This is a genomic window from Lysinibacillus sp. G01H (assembly GCF_028872195.1).
Classification (GTDB): domain Bacteria; phylum Bacillota; class Bacilli; order Bacillales_A; family Planococcaceae; genus Lysinibacillus; species Lysinibacillus capsici.
Genome location: NZ_CP118397.1, coordinates 879,349 through 902,884, shown reverse-complemented (window position 1 = coordinate 902,884; position 23,536 = coordinate 879,349). Strand labels below are relative to the sequence as shown.

17 protein-coding genes are annotated in these 23,536 nt (G+C 36.3%); 6 read left to right on the top strand and 11 right to left on the bottom strand.

Going from position 1 to position 23,536, the window contains the following annotated elements:
• Positions 1 to 36: 36 nt before the first annotated feature.
• The 5 genes from phnX to PSR12_RS04280 are packed head-to-tail and all read right to left on the bottom strand — an operon-like array spanning position 37 to position 5,312.
• Positions 37 to 849 (bottom strand): phosphonoacetaldehyde hydrolase, encoded by an 813-nt coding sequence (phnX, locus tag PSR12_RS04300; RefSeq protein ID WP_221679655.1) that lies wholly within the window; start codon positions 847 to 849, stop codon positions 37 to 39.
• The gene (gene phnW / locus PSR12_RS04295; RefSeq protein WP_221679654.1) at positions 839 to 1,939 is read right to left on the bottom strand and encodes a 2-aminoethylphosphonate--pyruvate transaminase; all 1,101 of its coding nucleotides are present in this window, start codon (positions 1,937 to 1,939) and stop codon (positions 839 to 841) included. Before phnW ends, phnX begins: the two co-directional genes overlap by 11 nt.
• A gap of 13 nt (positions 1,940 to 1,952) precedes the next feature.
• Positions 1,953 to 2,939, bottom strand: coding sequence for an extracellular solute-binding protein (locus PSR12_RS04290; RefSeq protein ID WP_274771775.1), 987 nt, complete (start codon positions 2,937 to 2,939; stop codon positions 1,953 to 1,955).
• A complete protein-coding gene (locus PSR12_RS04285; RefSeq protein WP_274771773.1) occupies positions 2,936 to 4,567 on the bottom strand; it encodes an ABC transporter permease subunit in 1,632 nt (543 codons plus the stop codon). Before PSR12_RS04285 ends, PSR12_RS04290 begins: the two co-directional genes overlap by 4 nt.
• Positions 4,560 to 5,312: an ABC transporter ATP-binding protein gene (locus PSR12_RS04280; protein WP_221679646.1), complete on the bottom strand. Its 753-nt coding sequence runs from the start codon at positions 5,310 to 5,312 to the stop codon at positions 4,560 to 4,562. The genes PSR12_RS04285 and PSR12_RS04280 overlap by 8 nt, the downstream gene beginning before the upstream one ends.
• 145 nt (positions 5,313 to 5,457) lie before the next feature.
• Between PSR12_RS04280 and PSR12_RS04275 the strand changes: the two genes are divergently transcribed.
• Positions 5,458 to 6,219, top strand: a complete 762-nt coding sequence (locus PSR12_RS04275) for a DeoR/GlpR family DNA-binding transcription regulator (RefSeq protein WP_257521252.1) — start codon at positions 5,458 to 5,460, stop codon at positions 6,217 to 6,219.
• A gap of 54 nt (positions 6,220 to 6,273) precedes the next feature.
• Here the strand turns inward: PSR12_RS04275 and PSR12_RS04270 are convergent, their stop codons facing one another.
• On the bottom strand, positions 6,274 to 7,044 hold the full coding sequence (locus PSR12_RS04270) for a Cof-type HAD-IIB family hydrolase (protein ID WP_274771770.1): 771 nt from the start codon (positions 7,042 to 7,044) through the stop codon (positions 6,274 to 6,276).
• A gap of 436 nt (positions 7,045 to 7,480) precedes the next feature.
• On the opposite strand from PSR12_RS04270, the gene PSR12_RS04265 reads away from it, so the two are divergent.
• From PSR12_RS04265 to PSR12_RS04255, 3 genes are all read left to right on the top strand, one after another.
• Positions 7,481 to 7,690: a DNA-dependent RNA polymerase subunit epsilon gene (locus PSR12_RS04265; protein ID WP_004224712.1), complete on the top strand. Its 210-nt coding sequence runs from the start codon at positions 7,481 to 7,483 to the stop codon at positions 7,688 to 7,690.
• A 5-nt stretch (positions 7,691 to 7,695) separates the two neighbouring features.
• Positions 7,696 to 9,363 carry a ribonuclease J1 gene (rnjA, locus tag PSR12_RS04260; protein WP_036077035.1) on the top strand — a complete coding sequence of 556 codons (1,668 nt, stop codon included), beginning with the start codon at positions 7,696 to 7,698 and terminating at the stop codon, positions 9,361 to 9,363.
• Positions 9,364 to 9,651: 288 nt separating this feature from the next.
• The gene (locus PSR12_RS04255) at positions 9,652 to 10,446 is read left to right on the top strand and encodes a protein kinase domain-containing protein (protein ID WP_257521250.1); all 795 of its coding nucleotides are present in this window, start codon (positions 9,652 to 9,654) and stop codon (positions 10,444 to 10,446) included.
• A gap of 40 nt (positions 10,447 to 10,486) precedes the next feature.
• Here PSR12_RS04255 and PSR12_RS04250 read toward each other — a convergent pair whose 3' ends face one another.
• Entirely contained in the window at positions 10,487 to 11,320 is an 834-nt protein-coding gene (locus PSR12_RS04250) for a TetR/AcrR family transcriptional regulator (RefSeq protein ID WP_257521249.1), read from the bottom strand.
• A 99-nt stretch (positions 11,321 to 11,419) separates the two neighbouring features.
• Here PSR12_RS04250 and PSR12_RS04245 point away from each other — a divergent pair, with 99 nt between their 5' ends.
• The gene (locus tag PSR12_RS04245; protein ID WP_221679636.1) at positions 11,420 to 14,509 is read left to right on the top strand and encodes an efflux RND transporter permease subunit; all 3,090 of its coding nucleotides are present in this window, start codon (positions 11,420 to 11,422) and stop codon (positions 14,507 to 14,509) included.
• A gap of 59 nt (positions 14,510 to 14,568) precedes the next feature.
• On the opposite strand, the gene PSR12_RS04240 is transcribed toward PSR12_RS04245, so the two are convergent.
• Positions 14,569 to 16,137 (bottom strand): glycoside hydrolase family 10-like protein, encoded by a 1,569-nt coding sequence (locus PSR12_RS04240; RefSeq protein WP_257521248.1) that lies wholly within the window; start codon positions 16,135 to 16,137, stop codon positions 14,569 to 14,571.
• 508 nt (positions 16,138 to 16,645) lie between these two features.
• Between PSR12_RS04240 and PSR12_RS04235 the strand changes: the two genes are divergently transcribed.
• Positions 16,646 to 17,899, top strand: a complete 1,254-nt coding sequence (locus tag PSR12_RS04235; RefSeq protein WP_221679633.1) for an MFS transporter — start codon at positions 16,646 to 16,648, stop codon at positions 17,897 to 17,899.
• A gap of 187 nt (positions 17,900 to 18,086) precedes the next feature.
• Here PSR12_RS04235 and mprF read toward each other — a convergent pair whose 3' ends face one another.
• The 3 genes from mprF to PSR12_RS04220 all read right to left on the bottom strand — a co-directional run bounded on the left by mprF (position 18,087) and on the right by PSR12_RS04220 (position 23,354).
• The gene (mprF, locus tag PSR12_RS04230) at positions 18,087 to 20,612 is read right to left on the bottom strand and encodes a bifunctional lysylphosphatidylglycerol flippase/synthetase MprF (RefSeq protein ID WP_221679632.1); all 2,526 of its coding nucleotides are present in this window, start codon (positions 20,610 to 20,612) and stop codon (positions 18,087 to 18,089) included.
• A gap of 432 nt (positions 20,613 to 21,044) precedes the next feature.
• Complete coding sequence (locus PSR12_RS04225; protein WP_048391959.1) at positions 21,045 to 21,752, bottom strand: response regulator; 708 nt, start codon at positions 21,750 to 21,752, stop codon at positions 21,045 to 21,047.
• A complete protein-coding gene (locus PSR12_RS04220) occupies positions 21,753 to 23,354 on the bottom strand; it encodes an ATP-binding protein (protein ID WP_221679631.1) in 1,602 nt (533 codons plus the stop codon).
• Between the last annotated feature and the right edge of the window lie 182 nt (positions 23,355 to 23,536).

Genomic DNA, 23,536 nt, shown 5'->3' with positions numbered 1-23,536 from the left:
ACCTCGGCAGTTTATTACTTCTGCCGAGGTTAATTTTTATTTATATTCTAATTGTCTATCCACATTTAACCGAGCATTGATCGTTTCAATTAATGCTGGCAACTCCGCCATTGTTTCAATTGTATAATGAGCACCAGATTCTTCAAAAACACATTTTGTTTTCGCTATGATTTGTTGCTGTTCTTCTAAAGATAGGGCATTGAATTCTTCTTCGGATAGTCCCATTTCTGAGCTTCCAATAATAACGCCAACAGCCCAAACACCTGCATTCAAGGCTTCCTTTATATCTGATGTTGTATCGCCAACCTTCACAACTTGCTTCGTCGCTTGCGAACCTAATGCCTCCATATTTTTAAAAATCATATATGGATATGGTCGCCCTTTATCACCTACCTGTGTAGGTGTTACAAGAAAATCAGGTTGATAGCCCTTGTCAGCTGCATGCTTTGTCACTACTTCCATCATTGCATCTGTATAGCCAGTTGTAGAGCCTATTCGAATACCTGCACCTCTTAATTGCTGTACTGTTGTTTTCACGTGCTGGATAGGATCTGTATAGGTCGCCAAAGACTCCATTAATTTTGTTTCAAAATGATTATATAATACATGTACATCCTTTTCAGTAAAGGATTGTCCATGTACACGATGCCATTCTGCTTTAATTCTTGGCATTTCTAGCATGGTGCGGATATGATCAATTTTCAGCATCCCCATTGGTTTACGAGCCTCTTCCAGTGTAACTATCACACCAGCATCTTCAAAAATTGTTAAAAAAGCATTAACAGGGGCAAAACAACCAAAGTCAACTGCTGTGCCTGCCCAGTCCAAAATAACCGTCTCAATTTTCATTGTTTTTCACCACCATATAATTTTCAATGATTTCACATAATGCAAGCATATCTTCCTCATGAATATCACCAATATTGCCAATACGGAATGTATCGACATCCGTCAGCTTACCTGGATAGATAACGAAACCTGCCTTTTTTATTTCTTGATAAAAATGCTCAAAAGAAAACTCTTTATACGGGAATAAAAATGTTGTGATAATTGGTGATTGAAGCTCCTCCGAAATATACGCTTTAAATCCCAGCACTGACAAGCGAGAGCGAAGTAGTTGATTATTATACGCATAGCGTTTGTAGCGGGCATGAATTCCGCCTTCTTCATTCAACTCTTCAAGCGCCTTCGCAAAAGCTGCAACTACATGAGTAGGCGATGTGAAACGCCATTTCCCATCTTGCTTCATTACTTCCCACTGACTATGCAAATCTAATGCTACACTTCGAGCTTGTCCCTTACATTTTTCCAATGCTCTTGTATTCGCGATAACAAAACCAAAGCCTGGGACACCCTGAATACATTTATTGGCACTACTAATACAAAAATCAATATGCAAGCTTGATAAATCCATTGGCACGCCTCCAAAGCTACTCATGGCATCCACAATAAACGTTTTGTTGAACGAATGAACAACTTCCCCGATTTCTTTAATAGGATTTAAAATACCAGTAGTCGTCTCACAATGTACGATAGCTACATGAGTAATACTTCTATCTCTTTCAAGGAAGGATTGTACTTCTAACAAGGATGGCTGTTCATCATAAGGAGCACTATAAACAACATGCTGTAACTTTAAGGCTTTGGCCATTTCAACAATTCTTTCACCATAAGCACCATTTGTTAGTATCAGCACCTTATCATTTTCACCAATTGCAGTTGTTAGTACAGACTCCACTACAAAGCTTCCACTTCCTTGCATTAGTACCGTAGTGTAATCAGCTTCATCAACTTTTGCTAATTTTAAGAGTTGCTTTCGAATCACTTGTGTCACATTTTTATAATCGTCATCCCATGTACAACGATCTTTTAACATTTCTCGTTTCACCGCTTCAGTTGTTGTCAATGGACCTGGCGTCAATAATTTATAGTTACTCATCTGCTATAACTCCTTATCTCTGTGCTTCTTTAAAGAAGGCTTGGTGTTTTTCTAATAAATCTACGGTTAAGGTTGTATCCCATTTTTTCAAATAGGCAGGAACGTGCTCGTCCTTTACTTGTTCTCCTTCATATAGGGCTACAGGGTATTGCTCTAGAAGACCATCATGAGCCTCTGTGGCAATTACCTTTGCAATTTCTTTCGCTAATGCTTCCTCACCTTCTTTATCTACAACAGCTACAGATTCTGTTAAAGTGAAGTTTCCTTCTGTCGGGTCAATATAATCAATCGGCAGCCCTTCGTTTTTGGCATCAATAGCTTGGATACGTAAACCAAAGCCAGCAGCAACTTCTCCTGTTTTCACCTTTTTAATAGGGCCAGAGCCTGAACTCTCAATATGTGGTCCTGCATTTTTAATTAGCTCTGCTAAAATTTTTTTCCCTTCTTTTTCACCATATTCCTTTATAATAGCTTGTACGAGAAGCCACCCTGTTGAGGAGTCCATAATGTTTGGGAATGACACTAAATCCTTATAAGCAGGGTCTGTCAAATCTTTAATTGATTTTGGGATAGGTAGCTCCTTTTGTTGTAATACCTCTGTATTAATAAAGATAGAGCCTACATTGCCTAAAATCGGTAATGCATACGTAACACCCCCATCAAGAGGCTTTAAGTCTGAAGAAATATCCACAAACATGGATTTTGAGGTTTGTGCACTTTCTATAAAATAAGAAGCCATTGTCACAACATCTGCTTCAATATCTGTCCCTTCCGCCATCATTTTGCCACCTAACTCAGAAGTACCATACGACTGGATTAAATACTTACCTTTATAGCCCTTGTCATCCAATGTAGTTTCCATCACTTCAATAGCTTCATCATCAGCATTTGAATAAATGATGACTTGCTCTTTGGAATCTGCTGCTACCCCTCCACATGCAGCTAAAACGACTGCTGCTGCACTTACTGTCCCTAACATCATGCCTGTTGACTTCTTCATTTTGTAATCTCCTCCGTTTTTTCTTTATGTGCTGCTATATAATCACAACCTAATTTCACAATGAGGTTTGTACATAAAATGAATATCGATAAAACAAAAATATCGGTGTACTTTGCGAAATGCTGTAGCTCTTTTATCCTTGTCGATACAAGCATTGTCTTTGTGCTGACAAGAAAAATAACACCGCTGACCGTAACCATCGCATTTAAAAAATAGTAGCTAAACATTTGATAAATCGTTGGCCTAATATTCGGTAAAATAATTCGTATCACGGTTTTTAACCACGAATCCTTTAACAGCTCACCTGTCACTTCCCACGTAGGATCCATTTTTTGCAACGAATTTTTCGCCATTAAATAAGGTGTCGTAAAAAAATGGACTATATTACATGCGATAATGATAAGAAAAGTACCCTTTAAAGAACTTCCATTAAAGAAAAATAAGTAGGATAATCCAAGCACCATTCCTGGAACTGTATTTGTCATCATAGAAGTTACATCTAAGCTTTTTCTTCCCTTTAATGGTGTCCTTGTATTAAGAAGCGCTGACATAAATGTTATGCCCACACCGAATATGGCTGTTAGAACCGCTACGATGAGAGAATTGATGTAAACCTTCGTTAAATCTTTCTCTGCAAGTACATTTTGAACGTGCTCTAATGTAAAGCTGAAATCGTACGGATAGCCTTTGGTAAAAGGCACAATAAACATGGTTGAAAAAATAATACATACAGCTGTTACACAGAGAATTGAATAAATTGTAAATAGCGCATCTCGTAAACGATGCTTTACAAGTTCACTTTGCCCAACCTGTTTATATTGAAAATTGAAGCGCTCTAAAACCGTTAGCATGACAACACCTAATACAGCAGGTACTAGCATTAACACCGAAATGACTGCTCCACGTTCAAAATGTACAATGGAACCTAACATAGCTTGGTAGAGCTCAGTAGCTATCACCCTGTAATTTCCACCAACCGATGCAGGGATTCCAAAGTCTGTGAAGCTTAAAACAAATGTTAAAATAAATGCCCCGCCAATTGTTCCAAGCATAGGACGGTATACGGTATGATAAAAACGACGCAGGGGCTGATCATGCATTAATATTGAAACAAGTAAAAACCGTTTATCGATATATTGCATGGAATTTTGCATTAATATAAAAGCAACTGGTAATGTGTATAAGACGTAACCGATCACCAAGCCGTTATACCCATAGATTGTAAAAAGAGGCTGCCCTACTAATTTTGTTAGAATTCCTTGATTACCAAATGTATATATCAATACAAAGCCATAGGTGATGGTTGGCAGTAGCATCGGCAACGTAATTCCAATTTGAACTAATTTTTTTGTATGGCGATGCATCGTAGTAAAATGAACAGCATAGGCCAACCAAAAGGCTAAAATGGTTGTAATCACTGATGCAACAAAAGAAACTTTAAAACTATTCGTAAAAGCTTCACGAATTTCGATATTCCGTAAAGCTTCTATATAATTTTGAGTGGTCACGACATTGCCTATTTTGAATGACTGCCAAAGCATATAAAGCAATGGCACAATTAAAAAGAATAGAAAAAATAGTAGAATCGGTAGAAAAATTAATTTCATTACTTTATTCGTTTTAAGCATAGGTTTCTCCAAACAATTGATAGATGTTATGTCGCTTAATATGAAGCTGCCTTAAGATAAAGTCCTCTACAAATTGATTTTTTGGCGCTGTTACAATTTCATGAGGTGTGCCAAATTGAGCAACTGTACCTTCATTAATAATGATGACTTTATCTGACAAGGTAAGGGCTTCTTCTGGATCATGTGTCACGATAATCGTCGTCAAATTAAATTCACTGGCGATGGATTTAATACGTTCCTTTATAGATTCCTTTATAACGCCATCTAGTGCACTTAGTGGTTCGTCTAATAATAGAATTTTAGGTTGCATCACGAGTGTTCTTGCTATGGAAACGCGTTGTTTTTGCCCACCAGACAATTCATGAATATTCTTATGCAAATGAGGAGCTAGCTCTAAAAAATCAATGTATTCTTGTATCTCCTCTTTGGACATTTTCACGTTTTTATTTTTTAATCCATAAATAATATTGTCGTATGCATTTAAATGAGGAAATAATGCAAAATCCTGAAACACTATATTAAATCCTCTTTCTTGCATTGATTGCTTGGAAATATCTTGTCCATTGTAGACAAGCTGACCAGCAGTTGGATCTACAAGTCCTAAAATGATATTAAGCAAAGTAGTTTTACCGCAGCCACTCGGCCCTAGCAACGAAATAATCTCACCTGATTCAATGGTTACGTTGATATCTACTAAAACTTTTTTATTTTTATAGCTTTTTGAGATATTTTTTAGCTCTAACAAATTGGTCACCTCACTCAGTTCTTAGCTTCAGTATAGAGACCATTTGTAAAGGATAATGCTTATTTGTGTAAATGTTGAGTAAATTCTGACCAACTGTTGACAAAGTTATGATTATTTTGAGTAAATATCTAGTAGAGGTGATGAAATGTACATGATAGAAAGGCAACAACTAATTTTGCAGTTTATACGTCAACATAAGGTAGTAAAATTAGTAACACTTACAAAAGAGTTTAACGTTTCGATGGAAACGATCCGTCGCGATGTACAACAGTTGATGCAAGACAAAAAAATTGAAAAATTTTATGGGGGCGTTAAATATATTGAGCCAGTAGAAGGACTAATTGATCAGCGACTTCACGAACAGTTAACAGAGAAAATTGCCATTGCCAAAGCATGTGCTTCGCTCGTTCAAGATGGGGAATGTATTTTCATTGATAGCGGAACAACTACCTATCAAATGACACCCTTTTTATTGGACAAGGAAAAACTAACAGTGGTGACAAATTCACTACCTGTAGCATTTGATCTAATCGGCTCTAACATTGAGGTTATACTGCTTGGGGGTAAAGTACGCCATTCTGAAAAATCAGTGACATCAAATGAATTTTTATTTCGCTTCGAGCATCTTAATATCAATAAAGCTTTTATTTGCGCTAGTGGGGTTTCAATTGAAAAAGGCATATCCGATTTTAGCTTGGATGAAGCGATTACTAGAAAGCAAATTATTTCCATCGCTCAAAAAGTCTACGTAGCTACAGATTCCTCAAAATTTAATAAAGATGTAGCGATTCAAGTTTGTCCAGTGAATGACGTAGATGTCATTATCACAGATGACGCACTATCCAAAAAGACGATTCAACATTTTTCAGAAAAAGGTGTTCAAATAAAAACCGTCAATATGGCATAGACCATTAATCAAAAAACAACTAGTTGGAAATTTCCAACTAGTTGTTTTTCATTTTTATATAATAGATAGCTTACGCATTATTTTTGAGAGACCATCCTCGTCTACATGGTCTGCAATATGATGAGCGACTGCCTTCACTCGCTCATGGCCATTCCCCATAGCAACACTTGTCCCAACTGCCTGTAGCATTTCGATATCATTTATGCCATCGCCAAAAGCAAAGGCATCTTGTAAAGTGATGCCCATTTTTTCAAGCACCTTTTCAATACCAGCAGCCTTCGAACCTCCCTTTGGCAAAATATCGCAAGAATAACGATGCCAACGTACAAATTGAACATTTGGGAAGGTTTCATTATATAAAGGCTCATCTTTTTCTTCCATAAAAATAAGTGTTTGATATACATTGTTCTGCATATAATAAGATGAGTCTAATTCTGGATACGGATATTTAAGAGTATCTAAGCTTTCAGCTACCATACGATGATCGCCAACTGAGGCAATCATCCGTTTATCATCTAAAAACACTACAGGTTCGTTACGCGCCTCACCAAAGGCAATAATTTTAGTAAGTTCATCTTTCGCAATCCCATTTGTATAGATAACCTCACCTTTATAGACGACATATTGACCATTGAAGGTAACATAGGTATCAATCTCTAATTCTTCTAGTAATGACTCAATCATAAATGGTGCTCGACCAGTAGCAATTGCCAATTCATAACCATTACGTCGTGCTGCCAAAAGTGCCTCTTTGGCAGATGAAGGTAACTTTTTTTCACTGTTATAGAGAGTACCATCAACATCAAAAAATAAAATTTTGTTCATTCTATTAACCCTTTCCATAAATATTATCCTTTCAAGCTAAATGACTTTACATAGACAATAATTTTAATTATAATGATCCTAAGGAGTGATGTGCCATGCTTAAGAAACTCAAACGGAAATTGTTGAAGCAACTTCGTGGCGTACTCGGAAAAAAATCAATTGCCTAACATTTGCCCTTCATTATTTGAAGGGCTTTTCTTTATTTTAGAGGAAGTGCGTGATAATATAAAGGAAATGCATTTATTTGGCTATACGCAACCACTGTCTCACTACTTCCTATACAATTTTATAACATAGTGCACATCTGAAGCATTGAGATACAAGTATTACAAACGTACATTTCTTCAATAAAAGAAATTCGTTGTTTTCTTGTAGCACGTGTGTGGTAGTAGTCAAAGGTGCAAGAAAATTGTACGCAATTAAAGGAGAGCAAACTATGATTTACAAAGTTTATTATCAAGAAAATGCAAATGAGATTCCAGTTCGCGAAAATACTAAAAGTCTATACCTAGAAGCTACTTCAGAACGTGAAGTACGTGAAAAGCTAAAAGACCGAAACTACAACATCGAGTTCATTCAACTGCTTGAGGGTAACTACTTAGAGTACGAACAAGCAAGCCCGAACTTCGTCTTGGAGGAAATTTAACAAACATGAAGTTTGTTAAAAATGACCAAGCAGCTGTTTTCGCGCTCGGCGGACTGGGCGAAATCGGCAAAAACACTTATGGCGTTCAATTTCAAGATGAAATTATCTTAATTGACGCCGGTATTAAATTTCCAGAAGACGACTTACTCGGCATTGACTATGTTATTCCTGATTACACGTACTTAGTACGTAATGTCGATAAAATCAAAGGACTGTTTATTACCCATGGACATGAGGATCATATCGGGGGTATTCCATACCTTTTACGTCAAGTAAATATCCCTGTCTATGGCGGTAAGCTCGCACTTGGCTTATTACGTAATAAATTAGAAGAACATGGCTTGCTACGTACAACAAAACTCATTGAAATTAAGGAAGAGGATGTTATTAAATTCAGAAAAACATCTGTTAGCTTCTTTAGAACAACACATAGTATTCCTGATGCTTATGGAATTGTTGTTAAAACACCACCTGGTAATATTGTTCACACAGGTGACTTTAAATTTGACTTTACACCAGTGGGTGAACCAGCCAACCTAACAAAGATGGCTGAAATTGGACGTGATGGCGTGCTTTGCTTACTATCTGATAGTACTAACGCTGAAAAGCCTAATTTCACAATGTCGGAGCGCACAGTTGGAAAAAGTATCGATGAGATTTTCCGTAAGGTGGATAGCCGTATTATTTTTGCTACCTTTGCATCAAATATTCACCGTTTACAGCAAGCCACAGACGCAGCCGTGAAATACGGAAGAAAGATTGCTGTCTTTGGTCGCTCAATGGACAATGCTATTACGATTGGTCGTGAGCTAGGTTACATTACGGCTCCAAAGGATACATTTATTGATGCTCAAAGCATCAATCGACTTCCTGCAAACGAAGTTATGATTTTATGTACAGGCTCTCAAGGTGAACCAATGGCTGCCTTATCACGTATTGCCAATGGGACACACCGTCAGATTCAAATTCAGCCTGGCGATACAGTTATCTTCTCTTCTTCACCAGTACCAGGTAATACTGTAAGTGTTAATAAAATCATTAACTTATTGTTCCGTGCAGGTGCAGAAGTCATTCATGGCGCATTAAACAATATTCATACATCTGGTCACGGATCTCAAGAAGAACAAAAACTGATGCTTCGTTTAATGAAACCCAAATTCTTTATGCCTATCCATGGTGAATTCCGTATGTTAAAAATGCATACACATCTAGCAGAAGATTGTGATGTTCCATTAGACAATACATTTGTTATGGAAAATGGTGATGTACTTGCATTAAGTGCTAATGAAGCACATGTAGCTGGCCGTATTCCTTCAGGAGATGTTTACATTGATGGCAATGGTATTGGCGATATCGGTAATATCGTGTTGCGTGATCGCCGCATCCTTTCTGAAGAAGGTTTAGTGATTGTAGTTGTCAGCGTGGATATGGAAAAACAAAAAATTGTTTCTGGTCCTGACATCATCTCGCGTGGATTTGTCTATATGCGTGAATCAGGCACAATGATAAACGAGGCACAAAAAATGCTAAACCGTCATCTGAATGAAACAATTCAAAGCAAAACTCCTCAATGGACAGAATTGAAAAATGAAATTACAGACGTTTTGGGACCTTATCTATTCGAAAAAACAAAACGTCGTCCAATGATCTTACCGATTATTATGGAGGTTTAACCTCGTAAAAAGAAACTATGTAAAATTTACATAGTTTCTTTTTTATTTTTGAAACCTCCTTTTTATTTTTGCGTATATAGTAATAACAACATCAAAAAGGAGCGTTTTTATGCTAGATAAAATTCTTCATTCCTTATTCAATAGTAAATCCAAACGCCATTATTCTTCCTCAAGTAGCCGTAGTAGATATTCAAAACGACATAATTATTATGGTCATAAGCATTATAAGCGTAGCTCTCGTAAAAGCTCACGCAGTTTTTTCAGCTCTATGAGTTTTTTTAGTAGCTAATGTGGTGGAAACGACTTTCAGAAAAAAGTTTTGACCAGGCTGTAGAACTTTACATAGCCGAACATCCCGATTTTTCTTTTAAAAAATTTCTTGGCTATGGCTCATATGGTCGTACGTATTTAATTGAAGATTGCTCTTCAGCAAGTCTATTTGTTTTAAAATGCTTGCGACCCAAACATCGTCATCACCAGAAAACTATTCACAAATTTCAACAAGAAATTCACATACTCCAGCAACTTTCACTACCCTATGTTCCTACCATCCATTCAGTAGGAACAATTTCAAACAGCCCATTTTTTATCATGGACTATGTCAATGGGCAAACTTTTGAGCAGCTTATTTTTCAGAATGGTGCCAAATTTACAATCGCTCAATCCCTTGCTATTACAAAGCAATTATTAGAACAAATAGTACAGTTACACAATCATGGTATTATACATCGCGATTTACGTATTCCGAATATATTGTTAGTGGGTCAACAATTGCATATTATTGACTTTGGTCTAGCTACCACTTATCAAAAGCAAATCGATATCTCTACGATCGAAAATCCAAAACGTGCTGAAAATCATATTAGTGATCTTTATTTTGTCGGACATTTTTTATTATTTTTACTATACTCAGACTACAAGCCAAGCAAGAAAAAAGAGAAAGCTTGGCAGCAGGAATTAAAATTACCAATCGAAGTCCATGATTTTCTTGAGCACTTATTATGGATTCAAGAACCCTTCGCAAGTGCTTTAGAGGCCTTGCAATCTATGCCCCCATTCATAGATAAAACTATTAAAAAATAGAATTGTTCACCGCCAAGTGTGAACAATTCTATCCTAGGGTTCAAATATTAAAGTATTTTGCAGTTACATATGCAATCCAATGATACGCTGGGTCTAAACGTAAATTTTCAATTAGCCCTTTAATAATTGCTTTACCATAAGTAGGATTTTCTATTTCTTGCTTTAACAACTCAATGGATTCTTTTTCTATAGAATCCTCAGTATGATTTATATTTTGCTCCAATAATTGTAGTAAAGCATCTTTTGGCACGTCTTGCTCACACGGCTTTGCAATAAACGGCACAAGATCTGCTGTAATAAATGGAATGGTTGTATGATGGGCAATAATATCTGTTTTTTCTGCTAAAGATTTAGCTAATTGCTCTAAATCAAGTGGCATATCTGAAAAAATAAAAAGCTCAGCATAGCTCTTCATAAATCCTTTTATGCAATACATTACATCATATTTCGTTTCTTGTAATTGATCCTGATAAAGCTGCTCCAGCATATAGAGAATTGATTTCGACATTTCTGCTTCATACGCTGTTATTTTATGAAAGAGCTCTTTTTTTGTTAAAAAGACCTTTTCATTAAAGAATACACGTGCGGATGCAGAATGGTCTTTGAATGCTTGAAAAATGCTTTTATAAAATTCAACCAAAACAGTTTCTTTGTTATACGCTCCTCTGACTACTCGGTCAACATCTGTGATAAACTGCTGTAAATAGTAATCAACCATAGATATAACAAGCTCATCTTTGGTTTTGAAGGATAAATAAAATGCACCTTTAGAAATCCCACAGCGTTCTGTAATTTGTTGTACTGACGTAGCTTCAAAACCCTGTTCAGAAAACAGTTCTAACGCTTTCTCCATAATTAATTTCTTTTTTAACATATTTTTAACTCTCTCCTAATGCATTTCGTTGACAAATGACCGATTAGTCATTATTATAAATAATTGAATTTAGATAGTCAATAAAGGGTAGGTGTGAAGGTGAAAGGTTTAGTTAATTTCGTATTAAAGAACAAATTGGCAGTGTGGTTATTAACAATTATCATCACTGTCTCTGGTATTTATTCGGGTACAAGGATGAAAATGGAATCGATACCAGATATTTCGATCCCGTATTTAATTGTCATGGGTGTATATCCTGGCGCAACGCCTGAACAAGTCATGAATGATCTGTCCATTCCGTTCGAAAAATCCATAGAAAGTTTAGAAGATGTGAAGGCTGTTTACTCAACATCCTCTTCCAACGTAGCACAAGTTCAAGTGGAATACGACTATGGAATTGATATGGATGAGAAAAAACGACAATTAGAAGCAGCTTTAGATAATCTTAAACTACCTGAAGGTGCTCAAGAGCCTACTATTATGGCAATCAGCATGAACATGATGCCTGTAGTCGCTTTATCTGTAAGTAGCTCTAAGGAAGATATTGTTGATTTAACTTCAACAGTTGAAGATGTTTTACTGCCTAAAATCGAAAAAATTGATGGTGTGGCATCCGCTACCATCACAGGTCAGCATATTGAACAAGTATCGTTTAAATATGATGAAGAAAAAATGGCAGCACTTGGTTTAACAGAGGATACTGTTAAACAAATGATTCAGGCAAGTGATATGTCACTGTCACTTGGTTTATATCAATTTACTGTCGGGGAACAAGCAGTTTCAGTAGACGGTAAGGTAAAATCAGTGGATGAACTAAAAGACTTATTAATTCCAGTTACACCTTCAGCTACAAATCCTTCACCTTTCGTTCGTCTAGGTGATATTGCAAAAATTGAAGTAGAAGGTAAAGTGCAATCTGTTTCACGTACAAATGGTCAAGATGCCATTGCTATTCAAATCGTAAAAGGCCAAGATGCTAATACGGTGACAGTTGTTAATGCCGTAAAAGACCTTATGAAGGATGAGGAAAAACGATTAGACGGCTTAAACGTAGAGATCTCTCTTGATCAAGGTGCCCCAATTGAAGATTCTGTATTTACAATGATCGAAAAAGCAGTCTTTGGTGGCGCAATTGCCGTATTAATCATTTTACTATTCTTACGTGATTTCAAATCAACGATTATCTCAATTATTTCTATCCCAGTTTCTATCTTCATGGCATTACTCCTACTAAACTGGATGGATATCACATTAAACATCATGACCCTCGGCGCGATTACCGTCGCAATCGGTCGTGTTATCGATGACTCAATCGTAGTTGTAGAAAATATTTACCGACGAATTCACTTAAAACAAGAAAAACTTACAGGTCGTGCCCTAATTCGTGAAGCAACAATTGAAATGTTCAAACCAATTCTTTCTTCAACATTGGTAACGGTCGCTGTATTCGCTCCTCTTATTTTCGTAGGTGGTATGGTAGGCGAATTATTCATGCCATTTGCCCTTACAATGACATTTGCATTAGGTGCATCATTATTAGTTGCGATCACAATCGTACCTGCTTTATCTCATTTCTTATTCCGTAAAAAGTTATACGGTGAGAAAACTGAAAGCCAACATAAAGAAGTTGGTAAACTTGCTATCTGGTACAAAGGTGTCTTAGAAAAAGTATTAAATCACAAAATTATTACATCTGTCCTTGCGATTCTTTTACTTGTTGGTTCTCTTGCATTAACACCACTTATTGGTTTTAGTTTTATGGGCTCACAAGAAGAAAAAGTTATGTACTTAACGTATACGCCTGCAACGGGAGAACTGGCTGACGAAACGGCAGCTAATGTTGAAAAAGTAGAAAAAGAATTAATGAAACGTAAAGATGTTGATATTTTACAAGTTTCCATTACAGATGCGAAGAATGTCGATCCATCAGCAATGATGATGGGTGGAGGTGCTGGCGGTGCCTTAATGTATCTTATCTTTGATCCGGATATGGAAGACTTCCCTAAAGCTCGTGAAGAGGTAGAAGACTATGTATTTAACATCGGGCAATCAGGAGAATGGAAGTCTCAAAACTTCACTTCTATGTCGATGTCATCAAACGAAGTCAGCTATACACTGTATAGTGATGATTTAGATAAACTTCGAGATGCTGTGAAACAAGTAGAGGGTGCTCTAAAAGAAGTGGATGGCTTAGAAGATATTAAATCTGATAATGAAGATCCATATGTAGAGAATGTGCTAAAAGTTGAACAAAAAAATGTCCTTCAATACGGGTTAACAACAGCTCAAATTGTGATGGCATTAAATTCAAATACATCACAAGAAGTATTAACTACCGTGAAAAACGATGGTAAAGATATCGATGTTATCGTTCAACGCGATGCTAAAGCAGCTGCGACTACACTTGATGATGTCTTAGCCACTGAAATTAAAACAGCATTGGGTACAACAATGACAATCGGAGAATTAGTAGATGTTGAGGAAGGTACAACACTTAACTCATTATCTCGTTCAAAAGGTGAATATTTCGCAACAGTATCTGGTACGATTATTGGTGACGATATTTCAAAAGCCACTACTGCTGCTGATAAAAAAATTGATAAATTAGATTTACAAAAAGGTGTAACACTTGGTGTTGCTGGTGTTGCTGCAGATATGCAAGAAACATTCACTAAGCTTGGTATTGCGATGTTAGCAGCCATTGCCATTGTTTACTTCATTCTAGTGGTAACATTCGGAGAAGGTTTAGCTCCATTCGCTATTCTTTTCTCACTACCATTCGCAGTAATTGGTGCATTCATTGGATTATTCGTTACAGGGCAAACTATTTCTGTATCTGTCATGATGGGTCTATTGATGTTGATTGGTATCGTCGTAACAAATGCCATCGTATTAGTTGACCGTATCATTCATATGGAACATGATGGTCTTGCCATGCGTGAGGCGATCCTTGAAGCAGGAGCAACACGTTTACGTCCTATCCTGATGACAGCCATCGCTACAATTGGTGCTATGATACCAATGGCGCTTGGTACTGGCGGTAGTGGATTAATTTCCAAAGACTTAGCTATTACTGTAATTGGCGGTTTATTATCTTCTACCCTATTAACACTCGTTGTTGTACCAATTGTTTATGAAATGCTATCTAAAATGTTAAAGAAAAACCGTAAAGATATTGAAGAAAATTAATAAAAAAACAACCACTCATGCAATCTTTGCATGAGTGGTTGTTTTGTTTTCTAGGCTTTTTATTGATTTTCTATTACTACAAAAACTTCCTTGCTTTCCACACCTGTATTTGATACGGCCTTAATGCCATATGTATAGCTATGCTTAGCAAGAGCTGACTTGTCCACAAATTTAGTGAGGCCATCCATATTATAAACAACATCCACTATATTTCGAGGGTCATCATAAGAGCCTTCTTTGTTTCCTGAAAAACGATAAATGACATACTTGCGTGGTTGTCTTTCATTTTCGTCTATAATCTCTATCTTGCGACCTGCCGCTTCCTTTGTCACTTGCACAAAAGTCGGCACGTTCGGCACTGTGTCATCATCCCAAGTTGTTTCTGGTGTCAGTGCTGTGTAATTATATAATTGTTGACTAACAATCGTTGCATAGCCTAGTTTATTGTTTTGAAAGCTTCTTAAGGAGAAATGCATTTGCCCCTCAGCCGCTACCTTTTCCGAACGATTCGCTAGTATTTGACTTGGTAGCTCCATTTTATTTTTCCATGCTGCATCACTATCATTGCCAACTTTGTAATCAGCAAGCCCAATGTAAAGATGCACAGGGTGTGTTGTTGCGTAGGTTTGCACTTCATGGCTCCACCAATCTAGCAGCGTTCCATATTTCGCAACAGTTAATGTTCTTGACCAATAAATTTGTGGTGTAATGTAATCAATTGTGCCATTTTGAATCCATGTTCTGACGTCTGCATATAAATCATCGTAATTATTAACACCAGCCCTTGTATCGCTGCCTGTTTTATCTAGCGATTTATTGCGCCATACACCAAATGGTGAAATACCAAATTGAACATATGGCTTTGTGTCTTTAATGGCCGTGTAAAGATTTTCTACAAGACGGTTGACATTATCTCGTCGCCAATCCTCCACCTTTTTAAAGGAAGCACCATAATTTTTAAAAGTTGCTTGATCTGGAAAAACTTCATTAGCAATTTTATATGGATAAAAATAATCATCCATATGCACTGCGTCAATATCATAATTGGCTACCAGCTCTCTTACTACTTCAACTAAATAGTCTTGTACTTCTGGTAAACCAGGATTTAAATAATATTGCTTACCGTATTTGATAACCCAGTTTGGATGTGTTCTAGCCACATTATCAGCAGCAAGGTCTGTCAGTTTTTGTCCAGACATTGTTACACGATACGGATTCATCCATGCATGCAGCTCCATACCCCGTTTATGACTTTCCTCTATCATGATCGCAAGAGGATCGTAGCCTGGATTTGTGCCTTGCTTTTTGCCTGTTATGTAAGATGACCATGGCACTAGATCAGAGACATACATTGCATCATTTGTTGGTCTTACTTGATAAATAACAGTATTGAATTTATTGGCTTTTAATTGATCCAAAGTTTGGCGTGTCCAAGCCGTGTACTGCTCCTTCGTCATACCTGCTTTCATATCAAGATTAAGAACGGTTGAAATCCAGACAGCCCTCATCTCCCTTTTTGGCTGTGTCGTGCTTGCCATGGCAGGCTTTGTTGGGATGGTCGATAGGCATAACACAAAAATCATCGCGACTAAAGTTAGGATCTTCCATTTACTATTTTTCTTTCTCATATTTCCTCCATTTGCTATTTTTCTATTTTAGTATATGACAAGTACTCGCTATATGCACGTCTCTGAAGCAACTTTATCGCGATCAATGCAATAGATAATAAGTTTCACGTCTAACAAACGTTCCCGTTAGTTTCAAAATATGAATACTAACCCTAAAAAACTACTGACAAGGCGATAAGATGAATAGTACTTTTCCTTTAGATTGATTTTACAATTTCCATATTTTTAAATTCAACCTAATTTTTGCTTAATTCATTCTTTACGCATAGATGAACTTTATGCTACAATCAACACAACTTATATAGAACGGAGGGTATTCCAAATGACAGCTTCAATTAGACTACGATTTCACCTTACTAATTAAATATGTATATACTTTGCCTGCTGTGCAAGGGAAATGGAATTAGGTCTAGTCTGTTTTAGGAATACTGGAAAAGAGGGGACTTCTACTCCCCTCTTTTTTTGTGTTGTCTTTTACTTTCCACACAGGCACTTCTGTTAGAAAGGGATGACGAAATTGGAACATTGGAAACGTAATACAATACTTTTTTTAAGTAGTCAAACGATTTCACTTTTTGGCTCTGCTCTTGTGCAATATGCCATTACATGGTACATCACACTTACAACACAATCAGGCAGCATGATGACCATCGCGATCATTTGCGGCTTTTTACCAACCTTCTTTTTAGCACCTATTGCTGGTGTGTGGGCAGATCGCTATAACCGTAAATGGCTTATTATTTTAGCAGATGGAATGATTGCCTTATCTACCCTAATTTTAGCTATTTTATTTTTAATCGGCTATGATGAGCTCTGGCTACTATTTGTTATATCAGCCGTACGTGCAGTTGGTGCAGGTATTCAAACACCAGCAGTAGGCGCAATTTTGCCACAATTTGTGCCTGAAGAGCATTTAATGAAGGTCAATGGTGTAAATAGCAGTATTCAAGCTTTCATCATGATTCTTGCACCTATGGCAAGTGGTGCATTATTAACGATGGCTTCTATTGAATCCATTTTCTTTATTGATGTGACAACAGCGGCTATTGCCATCGCTATCTTCTTATTATTTCTGCATATCCCTGCACATGCGAAAGCTAATCAGCCACAAACAACAGGCTATTTTAGTGATATGAAACAAGGCTTCATCTATATTAAAGAGCATGCTTTCTTGAAACAATTATTCTTGTTCTTTGCCTTTTTCATGCTGCTTGCTGCACCTGCTGCCTTTTTAACGCCTTTACAAGTTACACGAACTTTTGGCAATGATGTATGGCGTTTGACTGCCATCGAAATGGCCTTTGCCATTGGGATGTTAATCGGTGGTATCGCAATCGCAACATGGGGTGGCTTTAAAAATAAAGTGCATACGATGACATTATCTGCTTTATTATTTGGTCTTTGTACCATGGCTCTAGGAGTCATACCTGTTTTTTGGCTGTATCTCATGATCATGACAGTTACTGGAATAGCTATGCCAATCTTTAACACACCCGCAACGGTGTTATTACAAGAAAAAGTGGATAGTGATTATATGGGAAGAGTATTTGGCATTCTTAGTATGATATCTACCTCTATGATGCCTTTAGGAATGCTAATTTTTGGGCCAATAGCTGATATTATTGCTATTGAGTGGCTACTCATCGGTACAGGATTATTACTCTTCATCCAAGGATTTTTCCTTCTGGGCAGTAAAGTCTTATTAAAAGCTGGTAAACCTACTGCTGAGCCTATGGATGTTGAAACGCTAGAAAAAAAGTGAAGACTTCGTATAAGAGATGATTGCTGTTGATCAAAAATAATTAAAACTTAACTTAGCTTTTATATTTTAGACGCTAAAAAGCCCTGCTTTATGCAGGGCTTTTTCGTCTCTATCCATTTCTAGAGAATAATTCTTTTGTGCTTTACTTGCTTCAATACCGCGCTAAAAATTATAAAGTTTACATGACTTACTTTTTCCTCTTTTGCCCGATTAATAACGTGATTTGTGCCATCGTGAATGGTAATGAAGATTTTTTCCGATAGGCTACATATTTGGGTACCCAAAAATCTGCATATTTTAACTTGAAGTTTTTTAACCCTTTAAAATGATAAAAATGCTGTCCGTGTAGAAAGATTTGTGCAGCTATTTTTTCACTTAAAAAGGAATATCTAGACTGTCCGACATTGGATAAAGGCGACATCCCCATATTAAAGACACGATAGCCTTCTGATTTTGCCCATTCAAATAGTGATAAGAAAATGAAATCCATTGTTCCAGATGGTGATCCTGGCTTAAAACGCATCAGATCTACTGAAATCCTTTCTCCTTGATCATACATAGGCATAATACTAGCAAAGCCGAACGTTCCTTGCGTGCCACGTAAAACAGCAATATTGGAAGTGCTTAAATAGTGTTCATCAAAAAAACCAAGCGAAAAACCTTTCTCCGCCCTTCCCTGCAACCATTTTGTTGATACCTCTTTCAATTCCTTCATGACTTCCTGAGAATACGGAGGACTCAGTATTTCCACAATATAATTTTCTCTTTCAAACTTATTTTTTATTGATCGACTGCCCTTCATTTCTTTACCCGTGAATGTAAATTTCTCTAAATCTACAAAGGCTTCCTCGCCAAGCTTAAAGAAACTATATCCATACTCGTGTAATGCAGAGAAAATTTTATTGTTAATTTCATAAAAGACAGGAGTGTAGCCATGCCGATCAGCCAATTCCAAAAATTCCTGGATAGCAGATAAAAAATCAGATTCATTACCAACTGGATCTCCAAGAACGATAATCTTATCTGCATAAATTTGATAAGAGAATAAAACAGTTCCTTTTTCATTCCAATGTACAAATTTATCATGCAAAAAAATCAAATGGGAATACTCCGTTCCTTCATAGGACTTCAAATGATCTTTAATAGCTTCCTCCTGCTCTTTAGATAAAAGCTTTACCATTTTCTTAGGTGTACGTATAAAATAGCCTATATAAAAAATAACAATGGCGATCAGAATACCGATAATCGCACTATTAAAGAGGTCCTGATAATCAGTTATCATATAGTCTTGTAGGGCACTAGGAAAATGAATTTTAGCAGAGGGTAAATTGACATAGCCAATTACCACATACATAGCTGTAATAATTGTTACTACAGCAAGATCAATTATGACAATCCCCCACGTCAAAACATAACTTTCTCGATAAAACTGCTTTTTGGACACCATTAATAACACTGCGACAATGACTAAAAAAATGGCTTCCTCATAATCAAAACCCTTAAAAATTGAAAATAGCGCTGAACTACTTAACACAACAATCGCGAGCTGGTATGCCCTTTTTACTTTGTATTTGATTCCCCTACATAATCCTAACAATATAAAGCCCGCTGCCACGGTCAATTGATGGGATACATTCATAATGGGTGAGGATAAAAATTCCTGAGCAATTTTTAGACGACTTAGCACCCCTGGCAAAGCTGCAGATAGTAATAAAATAATGCCAGAAATAAACACCAAAATTGTTAATAGCATATGGCTTAGTTTCTGAAAAATAATATTTGGTAAGTCATCCCATGATTGATTCCATCGCATCCAATATTCTTTAATAAATAAGAGAGCGGAAACAAAAAATGGTAAAACAAAATACCCAACACGGTACAGAATTAATAGAAACAACACTTTTTCATCAGCAATTCCTATACTTTGTGTTCCCCACAAAAAAACGAGATCAAAGGAGCCAACTCCGCCAGGTATCATGCTGACTATTCCTGCACTAGAAGCAATTAAAAATATAGGAATTAATGTGGATAATTCTATTGGAATCTTTAAAATAAGCGTTAAAGCCCAGATTACGAAAAATACAGCAAGCCACTCAGCTATTGAAGTAACCATCAATTGAAGTGATATTTTTGGTTTTAAAGAGCTTTCCTTTTTATATCGAATCATATACATCGCCCAAAAAGCTGGTACATATAGGCTGACAAGAACAACTGCAATCGATAACCACCGTTCTTCTTTTAGCAACGAGAAATCCCAAAAGAATATATACATAATCCACGTTAACAAAGAAATCCCTGTTAAATAGAACAGGGTGACCGAAGCAATATTTCTTAACATACCTTCCTTATCGTCTTTATATTTGGAATAAAAATAATCACGTAAGAATATACCAACTAACCCTCCAAAGCCAATAAGGTTTGAAAAAGTATTTACGATAAATGAATGATTGAGCAAATTACGTTTATTGATGTTGATACCTAATATATTTGCTAAAATAACATCATAAAAAATCATTGGTGTAATTGCGAAAAAGGTGATTAGGAAAATCAATAAAAGCTCCCATAGCTGAAGCTCGTTCACTTCTTCTTTTAGTAAATGAACATCTATTCCACTCACTGACTGTTGGATTTCATAAATAGCTACCACCAAAAGTAATATTGGAAATAGAATCTTTAAAAATTTCAATAATGTCTCTTTTCGGACGTTAAACATATGCCTAACCTACTTCCCATGAGCTAACTTAATACTTCTATTACCTAAATCAATTTATTTTTTAGGTAACTGACTATTTCCATATTGTAATGTATCTTTGCTATATGTATTGTCAAAGTAAAGTACTACTATTCATACTAATCAACAAACAATCGAACAATTTTCCTCACCTGCCTATTCCTATCCCATCACCCCAAAAAGACATTTTCATTTCCCTTATATATTAGAGAAATAAAAATGTCCATATTCAATAAAAATAATCATTTTAAAGCATACCTCAATAAGGAAGCTCCTCTCTACTCCATGATATTCAAATTTACCTACTGCCTTTTATGTATCGGGATTTGGAGCTTCTTGCATTCTCGTAAATAAAGCTTTTAGAACGCCCCCTAAACTTTACTATTTCGGCTAAAAATTTTAGGTAACTAATCATTAAATATAATAACGATGAATAGGACGTCCTACGTTTCCATATTGTATATCTACTTTTAATAGTTTCTGCTTTTCTAAAAAGTCTAGATAGCGTCTAGCTGTAACACGTGCTGTACCTATATAAGCTGATACCTCCTCAGCTGATACTGCCTCGCCACTTTTTTTTATATATGCAAGTACCTTATCTAAGGTAGCTCGATTAAACCCTTTTGGGAGTTCTTCTATAAGAATGGCATCCATTCCTGTTGTTTCTACTACAATTTGTTCAGGAAGACGCTGTTGCATTAAATGATCGACATCATGCTGAGTTAAATCTTGCATGCCGCTTATTTTCCTTCTATAGCTTTGATAATTTTTTAAAGTCTGCTCAATCCGCTCAAACGTAAAGGGCTTCATAATATAATCATAGACACCTAAGTGTAATATTCGCTGCACAGTGGGCATATCATTCGCAGCTGTTACAGCAATAACATCAACATGAAGATGCTCTTCTCGGATTTTCCCTAACGTTATAATGCCATCCTGCTCTGGCATAAAAATGTCCATAAAGACAAGCTCTGGGGTTAATTGTTTAATTTTTTGAATTCCCTCAATTCCATTGCTAGCATAGCCAACTAATGAAAAGCCTTTGATTTGCTCAATAAATTGTCTGTTCACTTCTCGTACCATTGGATCATCTTCAATCAATAAGACATTTATTACATCCATCTATACTTCTCCTAACTCAAATAAAATTAAGAAACTTGTCCCTTTCATAAATTCACTTGTTACTTCAATATCTCCATTGCCTTTTCTTACAATTTCATAGACTAAATGCAAGCCAATGCCCCGATTTTCACTAGCCTTGGACGAAAATCCATTTTCAAACATACGATCCTGCACCTCTTTGGTCATGCCAATTCCATTATCGGTAACTGCAATCGCTAAGACGCCATCATGCTCGTCTACAGAGATGGCTACATATTTATCTTCCTTCGAAAGGACATTTAAAGCCTCAAAAGCATTTTCAATTAAATTGCCAAACAACACAACAAAATCATGATGATCTAATAGAGGTGGAAAGCGTTTAAAATGACTTTTCCGATCAATCTCAACCTCGATGCCCAGTTCTTTTCCATAGCTTACTTTACTTAATAACAAACCTGAAATATTTTCATTATGAAAGCGTTCATTTAAAAACTTCGTCAATGAGGCTTCATTTTCAGTAGTGACAGTAACATATTCAAGTGCCTGCTTTGTATGTCCTAATTGCAGTAGTCCTGCAATTGTATGAATCTTATTTTTATGCTCATGGGTTTGCACACGTAATGCTTGAACAAAGGCCTTTACACCTGTTACTTCCTCCGCAAGCTTTTTCACAGCTGTTAAATCTTTAAACATAGCAACTGCACCAACTAGCTCTCCATTCACAATAATAGGTACACGATTACTTAAGATACTATGATGATTAATGTAAAGCTCTTGATCATAAACAGGTGTTGCTGTTTCAACAATTTCAGGCAGACGGGTATCAGGCAAAACGTCATAAATCTTTTGTCCAATACAGTCCTCTATTTTCCTAGTAACACCTAAAATATCGGCCGCTTTTTCATTAAAAATGGTGATATTCATTTCCTTATCAACCGCTATTATTCCCTCATGCATAGCATTAAAGGTTTCTGTTCTTTCCACATACATTTTTGCAATTTCATGAGGTTCAAGCCCAAACATTTGTTTTTTTATATGTCGTCCAAGTGTATAGGCACCGAAAATACTGAAAATCAGCGATATAACAATAGTTATCATAATTTCTCGCTCATAACTTTGTAACATTTCCATAAAATCTGGTAATGAATAGCCAACTACTACAATGCCCACTTGTTCTCTTTTATCATTAATAATTGGCACGAAAGCTCTTATCATAACACCCGATTCTCCACGTGCCTTTGATACATAATAATGTTCACTAAATGCGGCGTTTAAATCCTGCGACTCACTGCGTTTTCCTATTTCCTTACTTACTGGGTGTGATAGTTTAATACGTTCCATATTCATTACAACAATATACTCGGCCTTATGAATCACTCTAATGCCATCTACAATTTTATTAATACTTTTTGCAGATTCTTTTATATTGTCATTTTTCAAATGCACACTAAGCTCTGGTACATTTGATACAGTTCTTGCCACAAGCATTGCCCGCTGTCCAAAATCTCTTTCCTGTTCAGATAATAGGTTACCGAGTAAAAAAATACCACCTAGTAAAAAGGAGAGTGCAATGATTAAAAATGTCACTAACAGTATTTTGCCGTTCACAGGCATTTTCATCATTAAAAAATTCCGTCCTTTCAAATTTGCATTCTCATAATCACTGGCACACATATTTAGTTTTAAGATTATCTGCAAAAAAATCTTTTGACAACACCTTTAGTCTATATAAGTAGCAGAAAATATTGAATTTAATGAACAATATTATAAATTGATAATTTAAAAAGAACTTAATTATCACTCTA